14 protein-coding genes are annotated in these 17,945 nt (G+C 68.0%); 6 read left to right on the top strand and 8 right to left on the bottom strand.

Features of this window, described 5'->3' with window-relative positions; genetic code table 11:
• Window positions 1-152: 152 nt before the first annotated feature.
• The 3 genes from H074_RS22360 to H074_RS22350 all read right to left on the bottom strand — a co-directional run bounded on the left by H074_RS22360 (window position 153) and on the right by H074_RS22350 (window position 3,989).
• Window positions 153-2,213 (bottom strand): PhoX family protein, encoded by a 2,061-nt coding sequence (locus H074_RS22360; RefSeq protein ID WP_007032335.1) that lies wholly within the window; start codon window positions 2,211-2,213, stop codon window positions 153-155.
• A gap of 98 nt (window positions 2,214-2,311) precedes the next feature.
• Window positions 2,312-3,529, bottom strand: a complete 1,218-nt coding sequence (locus tag H074_RS22355) for an MFS transporter (protein ID WP_007032334.1) — start codon at window positions 3,527-3,529, stop codon at window positions 2,312-2,314.
• Entirely contained in the window at window positions 3,519-3,989 is a 471-nt protein-coding gene (locus H074_RS22350) for a MarR family winged helix-turn-helix transcriptional regulator (protein WP_007032333.1), read from the bottom strand. Before H074_RS22350 ends, H074_RS22355 begins: the two co-directional genes overlap by 11 nt.
• 77 nt (window positions 3,990-4,066) lie before the next feature.
• Here H074_RS22350 and H074_RS22345 point away from each other — a divergent pair, with 77 nt between their 5' ends.
• Window positions 4,067-4,702 carry an HAD family hydrolase gene (locus tag H074_RS22345; RefSeq protein WP_007032332.1) on the top strand — a complete coding sequence of 212 codons (636 nt, stop codon included), beginning with the start codon at window positions 4,067-4,069 and terminating at the stop codon, window positions 4,700-4,702.
• A 205-nt stretch (window positions 4,703-4,907) separates the two neighbouring features.
• Here H074_RS22345 and H074_RS22340 read toward each other — a convergent pair whose 3' ends face one another.
• Complete coding sequence (locus H074_RS22340; RefSeq protein WP_007032331.1) at window positions 4,908-5,996, bottom strand: inositol-3-phosphate synthase; 1,089 nt, start codon at window positions 5,994-5,996, stop codon at window positions 4,908-4,910.
• Between the two features lie 64 nt (window positions 5,997-6,060).
• Entirely contained in the window at window positions 6,061-6,606 is a 546-nt protein-coding gene (locus H074_RS22335; protein WP_005168208.1) for a PadR family transcriptional regulator, read from the bottom strand.
• 247 nt (window positions 6,607-6,853) lie between these two features.
• Between H074_RS22335 and H074_RS22330 the strand changes: the two genes are divergently transcribed.
• The 3 genes from H074_RS22330 (at window position 6,854) to H074_RS22320 (ending at window position 12,829) form a co-directional block, all read left to right on the top strand.
• On the top strand, window positions 6,854-7,267 hold the full coding sequence (locus H074_RS22330; protein ID WP_007032330.1) for a DUF5318 domain-containing protein: 414 nt from the start codon (window positions 6,854-6,856) through the stop codon (window positions 7,265-7,267).
• Window positions 7,268-7,775: 508 nt separating this feature from the next.
• A complete protein-coding gene (locus H074_RS22325) occupies window positions 7,776-10,157 on the top strand; it encodes a transglycosylase domain-containing protein (RefSeq protein WP_007032329.1) in 2,382 nt (793 codons plus the stop codon).
• 161 nt (window positions 10,158-10,318) lie between these two features.
• Window positions 10,319-12,829 (top strand): transglycosylase domain-containing protein, encoded by a 2,511-nt coding sequence (locus tag H074_RS22320; RefSeq protein WP_007032328.1) that lies wholly within the window; start codon window positions 10,319-10,321, stop codon window positions 12,827-12,829.
• A 64-nt stretch (window positions 12,830-12,893) separates the two neighbouring features.
• Here the strand turns inward: H074_RS22320 and H074_RS22315 are convergent, their stop codons facing one another.
• A complete protein-coding gene (locus H074_RS22315; protein ID WP_007032327.1) occupies window positions 12,894-13,928 on the bottom strand; it encodes a Gfo/Idh/MocA family oxidoreductase in 1,035 nt (344 codons plus the stop codon).
• A 70-nt stretch (window positions 13,929-13,998) separates the two neighbouring features.
• Between H074_RS22315 and H074_RS22310 the strand changes: the two genes are divergently transcribed.
• Both H074_RS22310 and H074_RS22305 read left to right on the top strand, forming a co-directional pair.
• Window positions 13,999-15,087, top strand: coding sequence for an ROK family transcriptional regulator (locus H074_RS22310; RefSeq protein WP_007032326.1), 1,089 nt, complete (start codon window positions 13,999-14,001; stop codon window positions 15,085-15,087).
• 17 nt (window positions 15,088-15,104) lie between these two features.
• A complete protein-coding gene (locus H074_RS22305) occupies window positions 15,105-16,652 on the top strand; it encodes a glycosyltransferase family 87 protein (protein WP_007032325.1) in 1,548 nt (515 codons plus the stop codon).
• Here H074_RS22305 and H074_RS22300 read toward each other — a convergent pair.
• Both H074_RS22300 and H074_RS22295 read right to left on the bottom strand, forming a co-directional pair.
• Window positions 16,609-16,944, bottom strand: a complete 336-nt coding sequence (locus H074_RS22300) for a hypothetical protein (protein ID WP_007032324.1) — start codon at window positions 16,942-16,944, stop codon at window positions 16,609-16,611. The genes H074_RS22305 and H074_RS22300 overlap by 44 nt on opposite strands.
• Before the next feature lie 136 nt (window positions 16,945-17,080).
• Window positions 17,081-17,860, bottom strand: a complete 780-nt coding sequence (locus tag H074_RS22295) for a deoxyribonuclease IV (protein ID WP_007032323.1) — start codon at window positions 17,858-17,860, stop codon at window positions 17,081-17,083.
• Window positions 17,861-17,945: the final 85 nt, after the last annotated feature.

Here is a 17,945-nt window from a genome sequence, read left to right as displayed (position 1 = left end):
ACGTAGTCCAGTCGGGGGAACGCCGTGACGTTAAGCGACCAAAACGATCCAGCCCTGGCCAGAAGATGAACAGCGCGCGAACGAGCGATGGCGCGCTGCCGGACCGGTAGCGCGCCATCGACGAAAAGTACTGCTAGATCGTTGGTTACCGACTAAGAACCGATGTCGGACAGGCCGCGCCTGCCGGGTTTCCACACCGCCACCACCGAGGGACGGGGCTGGTTTTCACCGCCGTCCGGCCAATGGGAGGCCGGTTTGTCGGCGTTCGCGCCGTCGACTTCACCCGGATGCTGGACACAGACCGTGACGATCTTCTCCTCGACGATCGGGCCACAGGTCTCCGCGCCGCGGGGCACGGTGAGGAACAGCTTCAGCTCGCCGCGGTTGCGGCCTTCCAGCGGCACCGAGTAGAGGCCGTCGTTGATGCCGAGCGCGCCCGCCGAGTCGGTGGAGATCCACAGGTTGCCGTGTTTGTCGAAGGCGACGTTGTCCGGACTGGAGATCGGCGAGACCTGGTCCTTGGGGAAGCCGGCGAAGTAGGTGTCCGGCGAGGCCGGATCGCCGCACACCAGGAAAAGCCGCCAGCTGAACGTCAGCGCGAGCGCGTCCCCGCGACGCTCTTCGAACTCCAGCACCTGACCGTGCTTGTTGTTCAGCCGCGGGTTGGGCTCGGTCGCGCCTTCCTTGCCGGGGTTGCCGCGCTCGACGTTGTTGCTCAGCGCGCAGTAGATCCGGCCGGTGCGCGGATGCGCCTGGATGTCCTCCGGGCGGTCCATCTTGGTGGCGCCCACCCGGTCGGCCGCCTCGCGGGTGAAGACGTACACCTCTTCGGCGGTCATTCCGTCCACAAAGGACTTGGTGCCGGACGCCAGCGGGATCCATTCACCGCTGCCGTCGAATTCGCCGTCACTGGGCAGTTTCCCGGTGCCGTCGATCTCGGCGGCCGGGCTGTCGCCGGTGAACCGGCCGACATAGAGCGTGCCGTCGTCGAGCAGGGTCATGTTGTGGCGCCGGGCATGCGCGCTGTCGCCCGGCTTCATCCGGCCCTTGGAGATGAACTTGTAGATGTACTCGAAGCGCTCGTCGTCGCCGGAGTAGGCGACCACGCGGCCGTCCTCGGCGACGCGGATGTTCGCCGTCTCGTGCTTGAACCGGCCCAGATGCGTGTGCTTGACCGGGGTGCTGCCGGGATCGTTCGGATCCAGCTCGATCACCCAGCCGAAGCGGTGGGCCTCGTTCGGTTCCCTGGCGATGTCCCAGCGCGCGTCGAACCGCTCCCACTTGCGGGTGGTCTCGGTGCCCTTGATGCCGTAGCGCGCGTAGCGCTTGCGCTTCACGGGATCGGTCACCGTTTCCGCGTTCCCGAAGTACTGGTTGATGTTCTCTTCGCCGGACAGGATCGTGCCCCACGGCGTGACGCCGCCCGCGCAGTTGTTCATCGTGCCCAGCACCACCGTGCCGGTGGGATCGGCGGCGGTCTTGAGCAGGTCGCTGCCCGCCGCCGGGCCCGCCACCTTGAACGGGGTGTGCAGCGTGATCCGCCGGTTGTAGCGGGACATCTTCGGCCGCAGGTGCCCGGTGTCGCGTCCGCGCGTCACCTGGACGACGGTCAGCCCATGGGCGGCCCACGCGATCTTGACCTGCTCCTCGGTCGGGTTGTTCCGGTCGTAGCCGCGGAACATGAACTGTTCCGAGGTGTACTCGTGGTTCGTGACCAGGAGCGAGGAAAGCCCCCAGCGATCGAGCGGCAGCAGCGCGGCGAAGTCGCAGTTGTAACCGAACTGCTTCGCCTGAGCCTCGGCGGTCTGGTTGTCGAAGTCGAACTCCGGCGCGCCGGGCAGCACCGCGTCGCCCCAGCGGATCACGACGCCCTGCTCGTAGCCCTCGGGCACCACGACGGCGTCGAGCGTGTTCGGCCGGACCCGCTTGTAGTCGGTGCCGGGTGGCGGCTTGGGCCGTCCCCGGCCCGCCGGTTCCGCCTCTGGCGCGGCGGAAGCGGGCGCGGCGAGCGCCAGCGGCGTACCGGCGGCCAGCGCGACGACGGCGGTCGCCTTCAACGCGCCGCGACGGCTCACCGCGCCGAGCACGTCGGCGAAGGTGGGGTTGTCCGAGGTGTTCGGCGCGTCGTGGAAGCACGCGTCGCCACAGCGATAGGTACAAGTCACTGACGCCCGGCTTGGTGAGTGGCCGGCCAGCAACGGAAGGAACTTCACGCGGACCTCCGCATCTGCAGTTCGGAAGATCGACGCTAAGGCACCGGACCAACGGGAGGAAACCCCTCGTTGGTCCGGTGTTCACTTTTTGTTCCGATTCACATCTCTTCGCCGACGAGGACCGCTTCGGCCGGGATCGTGTGCGGGTCCGCGGTCTTCTCGCGGATCGTCAGCAGGGCCCCGGCGAGCACGCACAGGATCGCGGCGATCACGAACGGCGCCTGCTTGGCACCGAACCACTCGGCGAGGTGGCCGACGACGGTCGCGGCGACCGCGCCGCCGAGCCAGCGGCAGAAGTTGTACCCGGCGCTAGCGACCGGACGCGGGGCGCCGCTGATCGACATGGCCGTCCCGGTGAAGAGCGTGTTGAGCAGACCCGACACCAGACCGGACAGGATGATGCCGACGACCAGCACCGGCTTGCTCGGGATCGCCATGATCAGCAGCAGCACGGCGTACCCGAAGACGGCGACCACGGTCGCGTGCCGCTCACCGAGCTTCGCGGCGAGCTTCGGCGCCAGCACCACTCCCGCGACGGCGACCGAAAGGCCCCAGCCGCAGAAGATCAGGCCGACGGCGACTGCGCTCCACTCCAGCACGAACGGCGACCATGCCAGCACCACGAAGAACGCGGCCGTGTAGAGCGCGGAACCGATCGAGGTACGCAGCAGCCCGCCGTGCTTCAGCGCGCGGAACGGGTCGAGCAGGCGGATCTTCGGCCGCTTCTCCTTCGCGTCGCCGGCCAGGAAGATCGAGCACAGCACGAGACCGCACAGCATCAGCAGCGAAGTGCCGAGGAACGGGCCGCGCCAGGAGATGCTGCCGAGCAGGGCGCCCAGCAACGGGCCCACCGCGAGACCGACGCCGAGCGCGGCTTCGTACAGCAGGATCGCGCCCGCCTGGCCGCCGGTCGCGGCGCCGACGATGACCGAAAGCGCGGTCGCGATGAAGAAGGCGTTGCCGAGGCCCCAGACCGCGCGCAACCCGATCAGCTGCTCGATCGACCCGGAGGCGGCGCACAGCGCGGTGGCGACGACGACCAGCGTCAGCCCGACGACCACGGTCCGCTTGGCCCCGAACCGGGCGGTCATCGCGCCGGTCACCAGCATGGCGACCGCCTGGACCCCGAGGTAGCTGGAGAACAGCAGCGTCACTTCGGACGGCGTCGCCTTCAGGCCTTCCGCGATCGACAGCAGGATCGGGTCGACGAGCCCGATGCCCATGAACGCGATGACCGCGGCGAACGCGGTGATCCATACCTGTTTGGGCTGCCCCTTGACGGCGTCCAACAGGCTCGAGTGGTGCTCAGCGCTCATCGCGGATCAGTTCCTCCTTCTTGGCTTCCTGAATTTCCTGCCGCAGCAACTTGGTGAGGGCGGGGAGCGCGGCTTCGATCGCGACGCGGTCGGTCTCGTCGAGTTCGAGGAGCCGTTCGCGGAGGAACTCCTCCCTCGCGACGATCAACTGGCGATGGAAGCGCTGCCCCACCTCGGTGACCTCGACGAGCACGGCCCGTCCGTCGGCGGGATCGGGACGGCGGCTGACCAGCCCCAGCCGTTCGAGACGGCGGACGACGTCGGTCATCGTCGGCATCCGGACCCGTTCCAGGTCGGCGAGCGTGCTCATCCGGCGCGGACCGCCGTTCAGCAGCTCCGACAGCACCGAACCCTGCGTGAGGGTGAGCCGCACCTGCGGGGTCTCCCGGCGGACGAGGTAGTACAGCCGGAACACCAGCGGGCGGAGCCGGTGGGCGAGGTCGGCGACTTTCGTGGTCACTTAGCCATGCTAACTAATATTACTGAGCATGGCTAAGTAATATGCCGCACAGGTTTCCACGGCCTAGGGTTGAGGGTGTGGAAGCGGTGATCTTCGATCTCGACGGTGTCCTGGTGGATTCGGAAAAGATGTGGGACGAGGTCCGCCGAGCGGTCGTCCACGAGTTCCACGGCACCTGGCGCGAGGAATCGACGAGGGCGATGCAGGGGATGAGCACCCCGGAATGGGCCGCCTACCTGGCGCACGACCTCGGCGTCCAGCTCCGGCCCTCGGACGTCGCGCAGGTGGTGATCGACCGGATGGCGCGGCGGTACGCGGAGAAACCGCCGATCATCCCCGGCGGGCCGGGCGTCGTGCGCGAGGTCGCGAAGCACTGGCCGGTGGCGATCGCGAGTTCGTCGCCGCCGCTGCTGATCAAGGCGTTCCTCGACATCACGCGGCTGCCGGTGCCGACGGCGGTTTCGTCGGAGCAGGTCGGCGCGGGGAAACCGGCGCCCGATGTGTATCTGAGGGCGGCGGAGTTGCTGGGCGCGGAGCCGAAGAACTGCGCGGCCGTGGAAGACACGACGAACGGGCTGCGCGCGGCACTGGCAGCGGGGATGACGGTGTACGCGGTGCCGAATCCGCACTTCCCGCCGGATCCGGCGGTGCTGGAGCAGACGACGGTGGTCGGGTCGATCACGGACCTGCCGTCCGCGCTCCAGGAGGACTGAAGGGGCTGACCCGGCCGCGACCTGACGCGACCCAAAGGTCTCCCAAAGGGCGCTCGCGCCCGACGGAGACTTCACCGTCGAGCGCCCCTCTTTCGGCCGAAGGCCACGGAAACACGATGAAGGGGCGCCTCCCCGCACGACGTGAGTGACGTGCGGAACGGCGCCCCTTCGGCGGGTTTGCGTCAGCGCTCGACAGATAACACCGTCAGCGCTCGACAGAACCAGAGATGAACTTCTCCACCTCGTCGCGCGCGGTGGCGTCGTCGTACTGCTCCGGCGGCGACTTCATGAAGTACGAGGAAGCCGAGAGGATCGGGCCGCCGATGCCGCGGTCCTTCGCGATCTTCGCGGCGCGCACGGCGTCGATGATGATGCCCGCCGAGTTCGGCGAGTCCCACACCTCGAGCTTGTACTCCAGGTTCAGCGGCACGTCGCCGAAGGCGCGGCCTTCGAGCCGGACGTAGGCCCACTTGCGGTCGTCGAGCCACTGCACGTAGTCGGACGGCCCGATGTGGACGTTGCCCTTGCCGAGTTCACGGTCGACCTGCGAGGTGACCGACTGGGTCTTCGAGATCTTCTTCGACTCGAGCCGCTCCAGCTCCTTCATGTTCAGGAAGTCCATGTTCCCGCCCACGTTGAGCTGCATCGTCCGGTCCAGCTGGACACCGCGGTCTTCGAACAGCTTCGCCAGCACGCGGTGCGTGATGGTGGCGCCGACCTGGGACTTGATGTCGTCACCGACGATCGGGACGCCGGCCGCGCGGAACTTCTCCGCCCACTCGGGGTCGGAGGCGATGAACACCGGCAGCGCGTTGACGAACGCCACACCGGCGTCGATGCACGCCTGCGCGTAGAACTTGTCGGCCTCTTCGGAGCCCACCGGCAGGTAGGAGACGAGCACGTCGACCTCGGCCTCGCGCAGGGCGGCGACGACGTCGACCGGGGTCTCGTCGGACTCCTCGATGGTCTCGCGGTAGAAGCGGCCGAGACCGTCGTAGGTGTGGCCGCGCTGCACGGTGACGCCCAGCGGCGGCACGTCGGCGATCTTGATGGTGTTGTTCTCGCTGGCGAAGATCGCCTCGGACAGGTCACGGCTGACCTTCTTGGCGTCCACGTCGAACGCGGCGACGAACTCGATGTCGCGGACGTGGTAATCGCCGAACACGACGTGCATCAAACCGGGCACGCGGGTGCTGGGATCTGCGTCGCGGTAGTACTGAACGCCCTGGACCAGCGAGGCCGCACAGTTGCCGACGCCCACGATGGCCACCCGAACGCGGCGGTTCTCGCCCATGCCGGTTTCTCCTTCATTCGTCCAACAGTTGTAGGTAATGCCCAGCGGGGACACGGAGAGCGCCTCAGGTCTCCGGTCCGCGCTGCTCGGCCTGTTCGTGCGCGATCAGCTCGTTGAGCCAGCGCACCTCCCGCTCACTGGACTCCAGCCCGAGCCGGTGCAGCTCACGGGTGTAGCGGTCGATCTTCTCCTCGGCCCGCGCCATTGCCGTCCGAAGTCCTTCTCGGCGTTCCTCGACCCGACGACGACGGCCTTCCAGGATTCGCATCCTGACGTCGGCCGGTGTCCTCGAAAAGAACGCCAGGTGGACGCCGAAGCCTTCGTCGTCCCACGTCTGCGGCCCGGCGTCACCGAGCAGTTCGGCGAACCGTTCCTTGCCCTCGGCGGTGAGCTTGTACACCCGTTTGCCCCGGCGTGCCCACGCCCGGTCTTCCACCTCTTCGAGCTCCTCGACGAGGTAACCGGCGCGAAGCAACCGACGCAGGGTCGGGTACAGCGAGCCGTACGAGAACGTCCGGAACATCCCGAGCGTCTCGTGCAAACGTTTGCGCAGCACGTAACCGTGCATGGGGGTCTCGTGCAGCAGCCCCAAGATCGCGAGCTCGAGCACACCTCACCCCCTTCCGGGAACAAACCGCGACCGGTCGCGTTGGCCACCTTGACCGGCTCGGTCAACCTACCGGCCCACTATATCGCGCCGATACATCGAAGTGGTGTAGCTAACCCCGATCGAGTACTCCGGATCCGGACGAAATTCACCGGAGAGTTATCGAATCTTCGGCGTGTCCGACCGCGCACGGTCCGTCCCGCCGAGAACGGGGCGTGGACCACACAGCAAGAGCCCGTACTCTGTTGGCGTGCGAAACCAGCGGCAGGTCGTGGACTACGCCTTACAGCGGCGCGCGCTGCTCAAGGGCGTCCACTCCGGACGGGTCGGCACATACGACGTCTGCGACGCGGGTCCGTACCTCCTGCGGGCCGCGAAATTCCACGGACGGCCAGGTGATCAGGACTGCCCGGTCTGTCATCGGGAGGAACTGACCCTGGTGTCCTGGGTGTACGGCGACGAGCTCAAGCACGCCGCCGGTTCGGCCAAGACGCCGGAAGAACTGGTGCGGATGGACGGGCTCTTCGCGGAGTTCACCGTCTACGAGGTCGAGGTCTGCGGGAGCTGTCACTGGAACCACCTGGTGCGGTCCTACGTCCTCGGAACAGGAGATCCGGGAAGCACCCGGCCACGGACCCGGTCGCGGAGGACAGCGGGTCAGTGACAGGTATCGAAAACGCAGTTGAGCACAGAGCGGCGTCCCCCGAAGCGCCGGTCTGGGAGGCCCATTCGTGAACGACGACCGCAATCGCTCCTGGCCAGGTCAGGAGCCTGATGCACCTCGCCGTGCCCAGTGGCCGGGCGAAGAGGACGAACCAGGCTGGCCGGGCGAAGAACCCCCGCGCCGTCCCCAGCGCCGGACACCTCCGAACGGCACTCCCCGCTCGGGCCCGTCACGGTCTTCGGCCCCACGGTCCGCGGCCCCGCGTTCCGCCGACCCACAGTGGCCCGGCGGCGACGGGGGCGGGCCGGAGTGGCCGTCCGACGACGAACCGCGCCGTCCCGCGGCCCCGCGCCGCCCCAACGGCATGCCCCCGCGCAGGCAGGGGCCACCGCCGCCCGCACGAGGCCCCGCCGGTGACCAGCGTTCCCGGCAGGGTGCCGTCGGGCACCGTCCGCCGCCTCCGCCCGGCAGCCGCCGTCCGCCCGCTCCTGCCGACCAGGCGACCGCGATGGTCCGCCCGGTCGAGCCGGAGCCGTTCGAGCGTGAGCCGGACCTCATCACGCATCACGCGCACAACGGCACCGAAGACCCGTACGGCTACGACCCGTACGACGACCGCTATGACGATCGTCACGAAAGCACCGCGCTCGGCGCCGAGGGCGAAGACCCGTACGACGACGAACCCGCCGAAGACGAAGAGGGCGGCAAGAAGAAGGCCCTCACGCCGAAGCAGCGCAAGAAGCGCCGCTGGCGGATCGTCCGCCGGGTCCTCTACGCGATGTTCGGCCTGTTCGTCGTGGTGCCCGCGATCGCGTTCGTGATCACCTACTTCCTGGTGGACGTCCCGTCGCAGGAAAGCGTCGCGAGTCTGCAGAGCCAGCCGATCACGCTGATGTATTCCGACGGCAGCCCGATGGGCAAGATCGCGCCCGCCAGCGGCGGCAGCCGGTATCTGCTGAAGCCCGGCGAGGTCCCCGATGCGGTCAAGAAGGCCGTGTACGCGGCCGAAGACTCGTCGTTCGAGACCAACTCCGGGTTCGACGTCGGCGGCATTCTGCGCGCGGTCTACAACAACGTCACCGGCGGCCAGGGCGGCGGTTCGACGATCTCCCAGCAGTACATCAAGAAGGCCACGGCGAACGAGGCTCCGACGCTCACGCGTAAATGGACCGAGCTGGCCAAATCCTTCAAGATGAACAACCAGATGTCCAAAGAGGAGATCATCACCGCCTACCTCAACACCATCTACTTCGGCCGCGGCGCGAACGGCATCGAAGCGGCCGCGCAGGCCTACTTCAAGAAGCCCGCCAAGGAGCTCAGCGCTTCCGAGGCGGCGCTGCTCGCCGGCCTGATCCAGGGCCCGAGCCGGTCGGAGAACGAGCCGTACGCGCAGCGGCGCTGGAACTTCGTGATGGACCAGATGGTGGCGAACAAGTGGCTCGACCCCGGTCAGCGCGCCACCGCCGAGTTCCCGAAGCCCATCCCGAAGGCGCAGGCGAAGGCCGACGACGCCGGGACGCTGAGCCTGCACATCCGCGACCGGGTGATCGACGAGCTCGAAGCCCGCGGCTACGACCAGGCCCGCCTGCACCAGGGCGGCTTCAAGATCACCACGACGATCGACCCCAAGGCGCAGAAGATGGCCGAGGAGTCCGTCGCCGAGGGGATGAAGGGCCAGACGGACGAAAACATCCTGAACGCGCTGGTCGCGGTCGATCCCAAGACGGGCGGCGTGGTCGCCTACTGGGGCGGCCCTGACTGGACGAAGAACGCACAGGGCCAAAACGTCCAGGCCATCGACTGGGCGAACGTGCCGCACAACCCCGGTTCGGCGTTCAAGGCCTTCGATCTGACCGCGTTCCTCAAGATGGGCAAGGGCCTCGGCGAGACCTTCGACGGTTCCAACAACCGGAAGTTCGACGGCCGCACGGTCCGGAACGCGGGCGAGAGTTCCAGTTGCGGCCCCCAGTGCACGGTCGCCGAAGCGATGAAGATCTCCGCGAACACCGTGTTCTACGACATGGTCCGCAACGAGACGAAGGTCGACCCGGTGGCGAAGGCCGCGAAGGAAGCCGGCGTGATGGTGGAGGCCGACGGTGGCAAGGCGAAGCTGAGCCCCGACATCAACATCGCGCTCGGCGGTGGTGGCACGGTCACCACCGCGGAGGACATGGCGGCCGGGTTCGCCACCTTCGCCGGTGAAGGCGTCCGGCAGAAGCAGCACTTCGTCGCCAAGCTGACCAACTCCCAGGACGAGGTCGAGTTCGACGAGACGGCTCCCAAGGGCGCCCCCGCCTTCAGCGACGACGCCGGCAAGAGCAAGCAGATCGCGGGCAACGTCACCGACGCGCTCGAAGAGGTCATCCCGTACTCGAAGCTCAAGTGCCCGAAGGGTCACGATTGCGCGGGCAAGACCGGGACGCACCAGTACGACCCGCAAAAGAACGACCCTGCGAGCTACAACGACCGCAACGCGCAGACGTGGATGGTGGGCTATACGCCGAGCATCTCGACCGCGGTGTGGATCGGTGGTGACGGCAACAAGCCACTGCACGACAAGAACAACAAGCCTGTCTACGGCCGGACCATCGCCGGTCCGATCTGGGAAGACTTCATGTCCCGGTACCTGACCGGCAAGCCGACGGAGAAGTTCGAGAGCGTCAAGCCGATCGGCAAGGACGCGCGGTACGTGCCGACGACGACGGTCCAGAAGCCGCCGCCCGAGACGTCGACGCCGCCCGAGACCCCGACGACCACCCCGACGCCGACGACTCCCACCGAGCCGACCGAGACGACGCCGACGAAACCCACCAAGCCGACAAAGCCGAGCTGGACGAGGCCGGGGCCGGGGACTTCGGATCCGTTGTTCCCGAATGCCGAAAGTCCGTGATGATCGGGCTGAACGCGTGAAGAAGGTGTGCCGGGCGGGTGCCCGGCGCACCTTTTTTTCGTCGCATCGGTGAACCTGAACCGATCCGATACGTCTCAAGTAGAAGGAGACCTGCGACCGCAGGACCGCGCTCGCCCACGAAAGGTTCGGAGGACGTCCCAGTGAACGACGATCCCCACGGCGGATGGCCAGGTCAGGACCCTGACCCCGCACGTCGTCCGCAACGCCCGGCCGGACCGCCCCGCCGCCCCGCCGGAGGACCGCCCCCGGGATACGGGCAGCGACAGGGTCCCGGTCAGGCGCCGTGGCAACGGCAGGGCCCGCCCCAGCAGCAGCCGCCGCCGCAGCGTCCGCAGCGACCGCGGGTCGCGCCACAGCACGAGCCGGACCTCATCACGCATCACGAGCACAACGGAACCACTGATCGCGGCTACGACGAGCCGTACGAAGACGAGCAGTACGGCCCTGAGACCGACGAGAACGGGAAGCCGATCCTCACCCCGGCGCAGCGCAAGAAGCGCCGGTGGAGACGCATCCGCCGGGTGCTGCTCGCGCTGTTCTGCCTGTTCGTCGTCATCCCGGCGATCGCGTTCGTGATCACCTACTTCAGCGTCGACGTGCCGTCGCCGCAGGCCGTCGCGGCCACGCAGGGCCAGGCGGTGACGTACTACTACGCCGACAACACCGAGATGGGCAAGGACGTCCCCAAGGGCGGCAACCGGCAGATCCTGACGCCGGAACAGATCCCGGACATCGTCAAGAAGGCCGTGATCGCCACCGAGGACGCCTCCTTCGAGACCAACTCCGGTTTCGACATCGGCGGCATCCTGCGCGCGGTCTACAACCAGGTGACCGCGGGCAAGGGCGGTGGTTCGACCATCTCCCAGCAGTACATCAAGGTCGCCAGCGGGGACGACGAATCGTCGCTCGCCCGTAAATGGACCGAGCTCGCCAAGTCCTTCAAGATGAACCAGACGTACGAGAAGAAGGACATCATCTCGGCGTACCTGAACATCATCTACTTCGGACGCGGCGCGTATGGGATCGAATCGGCCGCGCAGTCGTTCTTCGGCAAGCCCGCCGGTGAGTTGAACGCGTCGGAGGCGGCACTTCTCGCGGGGCTCATCCAGCAGCCGGGCCGTTCGGAGAACCCGAAGGTCGCGAACGAACGCTGGAACGTCGCGCTGAACCGCATGGTGCAGAACAATTTCCTGTCCGCCGCGGACCGCGCGAACCTGCAGTTCCCGACGCCGATCCCGCAGGCCGACAAGCAGCAGGCCGGCGTGGTGAACCCGTTCATCCGCGACAAGGTCAAGGAAGAACTGGCCGCGAACGGCATCACCGACGACGTCTATTACACGGGCGGCTACAAGGTCTACACGACCATCGACCCGAAGGCGCAGGCCGCGGCCGAGCAGGCGGTCGCCGACGGGATGAAGGGTCAGACCGACGAGAACCTGCTCAACGCGCTCGTCGCGGTCGACCCCAAGACCGGCGGGGTGAAGGCGTACTACGGCGGTCCGACCATCGTGAAGGGACCCAACGGCCAGGACCTCAAGGGCCGCGACTGGGCGACCACGCCGCAGAACCCCGGGTCCTCGATGAAGCCGTTCGACCTCACCGCGTACCTGCAACTGGGCAAGGGCGGCATCAATTCGACGTTCGACGGGTCCAACAACCGGCAGTTCGGGAAACAGACGATCCGGAACGCCGGTCCCGGCAGCACCTGCTCTCAGCAGTGCACGGTGTCCGAGGCGATGCAGCGCTCGGCGAACACGGTCTTCTACGACATGGTCGCCAACGTCACCAAGACCGGGCCCGTGGCGCAGGCGGCCAAGGACGCCGGGGTCAAGACCGCCCCCGACGGCACCGCCGAACTGTTCACCGGTGACTACAACATCGCGCTCGGCGGTGGCAAGACGGTCATCAGCCCGGAGGACATGGCCGCCGCGTACGCGACCTTCGCGGCCGAGGGCCAGCGGCGGGACAAGCACTTCATCGTCAAGGTGACCAACTCGCAGGACGAGGCCGCGTACTCGGCCCCGGAGGAGGCGAAACCGGCCTTCTCCGACGACGCCGACAAGAGCAAGCAGATCGCCGGCAACGTCACCGAGTCGCTCAAGGGCGTCATCCCGTTCTCGAAGCTCAAGTGCCCCAACGGCCACGAATGCGCGGGCAAGACGGGAACCCAGCAGCACACCTACCGCTCGGGCGAGCCCGCGTCGGCGAAGGACTCCAACTCGCAGACCTGGATGGTCGGCTACACGCCGTCGATCTCCGTCTCGGTGTGGGTCGGCGGCGACGGCGACAAGGCGCTGAAGGGCAAGAACGGCAAGGCGATCTTCGGTTCGACGATCGCGGGGCCGATCTGGCAGAAGTTCCTCTCGCTGTACCTGAACGGCAAGCCGGGGGAGCGCTTCGACAAGGTCAAGATCATCGGCGGGGACGACAACAACACCGTCCCGTCGACGCAGACCCCGCCGGACGAGAACGACGACGGGAACGAGACCGGCACACCGTCCACGGGTCCGTCGACCGGCTCGTCGTCTTCGCAGAACGAAGAGGACCCGCCGTCGAGCTCGAAGAACCCGCCGTCGTCGAGTGAGAACAACGGCGAAGCGGGCGGTAACGGTCCTGGCCGAGGTGGCGGGGGCAGAGGCGCCAGCGGATAGCTCCGTGAGCTGAAAGGGCCCTTTCGCTTCGTCTGATGAGGGGAAAGCCCCCTTCAGCCCCAGGTCAGAGGGTGACGACGCGCCGTTCGGCACCCGAAAGGTGAGCGGCTTCGATGACCCGGAGCGCCTCGACGGCGGAGGCGGGATCGACCGGGAAATCACCCTTGCCGAGCAGCGCGTCGCGCACCTGCGCGTAGAAGTCCTCGTAGCGGCCGACCTCGGTGGGCACGGTTTCGACGTCGTCGTTCACGCCGAGCACACCGGCGTCCGACGGCGGCTCGACGGCCCAGCCGGGGTCGCCGGGCCGCAGCCCGTCCTTGATCTGCGGCTCCTGGACGTCGAGGCCGTACTTCGTGAAGGTCGCCTTGTCTCCGAGCACGCGGAATCGCGGGTTCCGCGTGCCCGCGAGCGCGGACGCCCACAGGTGCGAGCGCACACCGTTGGCGTGATGGAGGGCGACGAAGGCGTCGTCGTCGACCGACACCCCGGCGCGGCGCCTGTCGACCTCCGCGTAGACCTCGACGACGGGGCCGAACAGCTGCAGCGCCTGGTCGACGATGTGCGCGCCGAGGTCGTAGAGGAGCCCGCCCGCTTCGGCGGGGTCGCCGAACTCACGCCAGTTGTCGCGCGGCTTCGGCACCCAGCGGTCGTAGCGTGACTCGAAGCGGAAGACGTCGCCGAGGCGGCCCGCGTCGAGGACCTTCCGGACGGTGAGGAAGTCCGAGTCGAACCGGCGGTTCTGGAACACCGTCAGTCCGACGCCCTTGGCCTTCGCAGCTTCGACGACCTTGGCCGCTTCGGCCGCTGTCGGCGCGAAGGGCTTGTCGACGACGACGGGCAGGCCTGCCTCGATCGCCCGAAGCGCGAGCGGGACGTGCGTGCGGTTCGGCGTGCTGATGACGACGAGGTCCAGTTCGCCGGCCTTCGCGAACAACGCGTCCGCGTCCGGCAGCACGTCGGCGGCCGGATAGTCGGCACTGGCCTGCCCGACCCGGTCCGGATTCGAGGTGACGATGGCGGCCGGGGTCAGCCCGGGTGTCGCGTCGACCAGCGGAGCGTGGAAGACGCGTCCGCCGGTGCCGTATCCGAAGATCCCCACTCGCAAGTCAGCCATGGTCCCATTAAACAACAGTGTTGCGTAATCAGCCAGCCATGGCAGGATGCGCGCTATGCCGGAGACCGGGGTCAATCTGCGCGGCCTGCGCCAGCACAATCGGACACTGCTGCTCACGCACATCCTGCGCGCGGGCGGCCTCAGCCGCGTCGAACTCGCCGAACGCACCCGGCTCACCCAGCAGGCCGTCTCGAAGATCGTCCCCGAACTGCTCGAAGCCGGCCTGCTGGACGAGGAACGCCAGCCCGCGTCCGGCGTCGGCAAACCGCGCACCCTGCTGCGCGTCCGCGCGGACGCCCGGCACGCACTCGGTGCCCAGCTCGACCGGGACTCCTTCCGGGTGGTCATGACCGGCCTGACCGGGAAGATCATCGCGTCGCGCGGCGGGCCGCTGTCCCCGGGATTCACCCCCGGCCAGGCCGTCGCCGCCCTCGGCGAAGCGACCGAAGCGCTACTCGACGGTGTCGAACGTGAACGTGTCCTCGGCCTCGGCGTCGGCAGCGTCGGCCCGCTCGATCACCTCGAAGGAGTGGTCCGGGACGCCACGAACATGCCGGGCTGGCACCACGTCCCCTTGCGCGAACTGCTCGCGAAACGCACCGGGCTGCCCGTGCGGCTCGACAAGAACACCAACGCCGCCGCCTTCGCCCAGCACTGGCCGGAGGGCGACCGGGCCGCGACCGCCGTCGTGCTCGTCGGTACCGGGATCGGCGTCGGCCTGCTGATCGACGGCAGGCTGTACCGCGGGCCGCGGACCAACGCGGGCGAATTCGGGCACACGACGCTCGCCTTCGACGGACCGCGCTGCGCGTGCGGCCGCCGTGGCTGCGTCGAGGTGCTGCACAACGCGGCGGCGACCACGGAAGAGGCGGCAGGCCTGCTGGGGATCGGCCTCGCCGACCTCGTCCAGGTCCTCGACCTCGAGCGTGTCGTACTGACCGGGCGTGCGGTCCGCGCGGAACCCGAGGTGTACCGCGACACCGTCGCCGCGCGACTGCGGGAACTGCTGCCTTTGCCGCACTGGCAACGGATCCAGGTCGATCTCGACGAGATGGGCGACGACGTCGTCGCGTTCGGCGCGGCGGCCGAAGTGCTGGCCGGGTTCTACGACAGCGGCGACATCACCGGATGGTCACCCGGTTAAGCGCTAACATCCGCCACGTGTCCGACCAGACGACCCAGCCCGAGGCGCCGCTCTCCCTCACCCCCGGCGAGCGGGTCATCCCGAGCTGGAACGAACCGCTCGTGGCCGCGGCCTCCCGGCCGATCGGCGGGCCGCTCGGCGAGCACGCGGCCGTGGGGCGGCACTGGTTCTGGTCACCGCAGCGGGTCGGGCTGCTGCTGGCCTGCCTCGCGCTGCTGCTCTCGTGGTTCGGCAAGGCATCCTGCATCCAGCAGTACACCGACGACTCCGGGACCCACCAGCTCGACTGGCGGGCGGGCCGCCCGTTCGTCGCGATGTGCTACTCGGACATCATCCCGCTCTACAGCTCCGAGAGGCTGAACGATCCGGACACCTTCCCGTACGTGACTTCGTGGACCGAGGACGCGGGCACGGCGAAGGAGACGACGCGGTACATGGAGTACCCGGTCGCGACCGGGCTGTTCCAGTGGATCAACGCGAAGCTCACCGAAGCCTGGCTCTCGGTCGCGGAATCGGGCTGGCTGCCCGGCGCGCTCCCGGTCGCCGTCTACTTCGACATCTCGGCGCTCTGGCTCGCCCTGGCCTGGCTCGTCACGGTGTGGGCGACCGGCCGATCGCTGAAACGCCGTCCGTGGGACGCGGTGCTGGTGGCGATCTCGCCGCTGGCGCTGGTACACGTCTTCACCAACTTCGACGCCATCGCGACCGCGTTCACCGCGACCGCGCTGCTCGCGTGGGCCCGGCGAAGGCCCGAGGTCGCGGGCTTCCTGCTCGGCCTCGGCGCGGCGGCGAAGCTGTATCCGCTGCTCCTGCTCATCCCGCTGTTCTTCCTGTGCCTGCGCGCGGGCAAGGTCAAACAGTGGGCGCTCACCGCCGGACTCGCCGTGGCGACGTTCGTGGTGGTCAACGTCCCGTTCGCGCTCGCCGCGCCGACCGGCTGGTGGGAGTTCTTCCGGCTCAACACGGTGCGCCCGATGGACCCGGACTCGGTCTACAACGTGATCTCCCACCTGTCCGGCTGGGCCGGTTTCGACGGGAAACTCGCCACGGGCCAGACACCGGTCGTGCTCAACGCCGTCGTCGCGGTGCTGTTCCTCGCCGCCTGCGCCGGCATCGGGTACGTCACGCTGAAGGCACCGCGCCGTCCGCGGCTCGGCCAGCTGGCCTTCCTCGTGGTCGCCGCGTTCCTGCTGACCAACAAGGTGTGGAGCCCGCAGTACTCACTGTGGCTGGTGCCGCTGGCGGTGCTCGCGATCCCGCGCTGGCGATTGCTGCTCGGCTGGATGGTCCTCGACGCGCTGGTGTGGGCGCCGCGGATGATGTACTACCTCGGCGTCGACAACAAAGGCCTGCCCGAAGACTGGTTCCTCGGCACCGTCGTGGTCCGCGACCTGGCGGTGATCGGCCTGTGCGCGCTGGTGATCCGCGACATCCACCAGCCGCGCACAGACCCGGTCCGCCTCGCCGGGGACGACGATCCGATCGGCGGTTTCCTCGACGGCGCCCCCGATGTACGCACGGTCAAACGCGCTTCAACACCTCAGGCCCAGGACGCTCCAGCCTGACGTGCTTGCCGAAGTCCTCGGCCCCGAAGTCGTCGATCCACACGACGACGGCTTCGGGTGAGGTTTCGACCAGACGGCAGCTGAACCAGTCCTCGCCGTGTTTGACCGCCCAGCGCTCGGCGAGAACGGCCAGCCCCTCGGCCTCCAGCAACGCGACGGAGTCGTCGAAAGCGGCGGGCCCGCCGAGCGGGTAGCCGAAAACGGTCAGTGCCTGCCAACGGGTTTCCGGCGCGGGGACGACGTAACCGACGTGCTCGCCGTCCTCCGCCCGGTACACGGTCCGATTCTTCATGCGACCAGGCTCGACCCTCCCGTGGCGAGAGGGTCAAGCACCACGACTGACGCAATTGGTCACCTACTTGCCTGGGCGCCTTCCGGTGCGGGGACGCGATCGGGGGCAAGTAGGTGACTAATTGCGGGGAGGGGCGTCAGGCGGAGGCGACGCGCTCCCGGATGTAGGCGATGTCAGCGGCCTGACCGTCGGCCGGGGTCTCGACGACCACGGGCGCGCCCGCCTCGGCCGCGACCGCGGCCAGCACCTCGGGATCGATCGTGCCGTCGCCGCCGACGACGTTGGCGTGCCGGTCCCGCGTGGAACCGAACTCGTCACGCGAGTTGTTGAGGTGCACCAGGTCGATCCGTCCGGTGATGGCCTTGACCTTCTTGACCGCCTCGGTCAGATCCCAGCCCGCCGCGTACGCGTGGCAGGTGTCGAAACAGAAACCCGCGCCGAATTCGCCGACCTTGTCCCAGAGCCGGGCGATCGTGTCGAGGTCACGGGTCATCGCGTTGTCGCCGCCCGCGGTGTTCTCGATCAGGATCGGCACGGCGAAGCCGCCCTTTTCCTGTTCACGCTCGAAAAGCTTGCGCCAGTTGACGAGGCCTTCTTCGACGTCTTCCGCGGAACCGACGTGGCCGCCGTGCACGACGAGACCTTTCGCGCCGATTTCGGCGGCGCCGTTCGCGTGCTGCGTGACGTTCTTCCGCGACGGGATGCGGATGCGGTTGTTCATCGACGCCACATTGATCAGGTACGGCGAGTGGATGAACACCTCGACCGGCGATTCTTTGATCGCTTCGCCGTGCGGGTGGGGTTTGGGAGCTTTCCAGCCCTGCGGGTCGGAAAGGAAGAACTGGAGGACCTCGGCCTCGCGTTCGGCGACCGCGGCCAGCGGATCGTCGTCGCGGACATGGGCACCGATTTTCATGTTGGAGGAATCTACGCGGAGCGAAGCTCCTCCGTTGAGGGTGGTGGCGGGGAGGACGGCGGAATTACCCTCGCCGGTTTTCCCC

Origin of the sequence: Amycolatopsis decaplanina DSM 44594 (genome assembly GCF_000342005.1) — a bacterium.
GTDB lineage: Bacteria > Actinomycetota > Actinomycetes > Mycobacteriales > Pseudonocardiaceae > Amycolatopsis > Amycolatopsis decaplanina.
This window is presented reverse-complemented; position numbering and strand designations above follow the sequence as displayed.

What these genes read in the sequence shown, in the direction of transcription:
- H074_RS22325 (WP_007032329.1), top strand. Translation starts at nt 7,776, where the DNA reads ATGGTCCGCCCGGTCGAGCCGGAGCCGTTCGAGCGTGAGCCGGACCTC.
- H074_RS22300 (WP_007032324.1), bottom strand. Translation starts at nt 16,944, where the DNA reads ATGAAGAATCGGACCGTGTACCGGGCGGAGGACGGCGAGCACGTCGGT.
- H074_RS22355 (WP_007032334.1), bottom strand. Translation starts at nt 3,529, where the DNA reads ATGAGCGCTGAGCACCACTCGAGCCTGTTGGACGCCGTCAAGGGGCAG.
- H074_RS22295 (WP_007032323.1), bottom strand. Translation starts at nt 17,860, where the DNA reads ATGAAAATCGGTGCCCATGTCCGCGACGACGATCCGCTGGCCGCGGTC.
- H074_RS22310 (WP_007032326.1), top strand. Translation starts at nt 13,999, where the DNA reads ATGCCGGAGACCGGGGTCAATCTGCGCGGCCTGCGCCAGCACAATCGG.
- H074_RS22340 (WP_007032331.1), bottom strand. Translation starts at nt 5,996, where the DNA reads ATGGGCGAGAACCGCCGCGTTCGGGTGGCCATCGTGGGCGTCGGCAAC.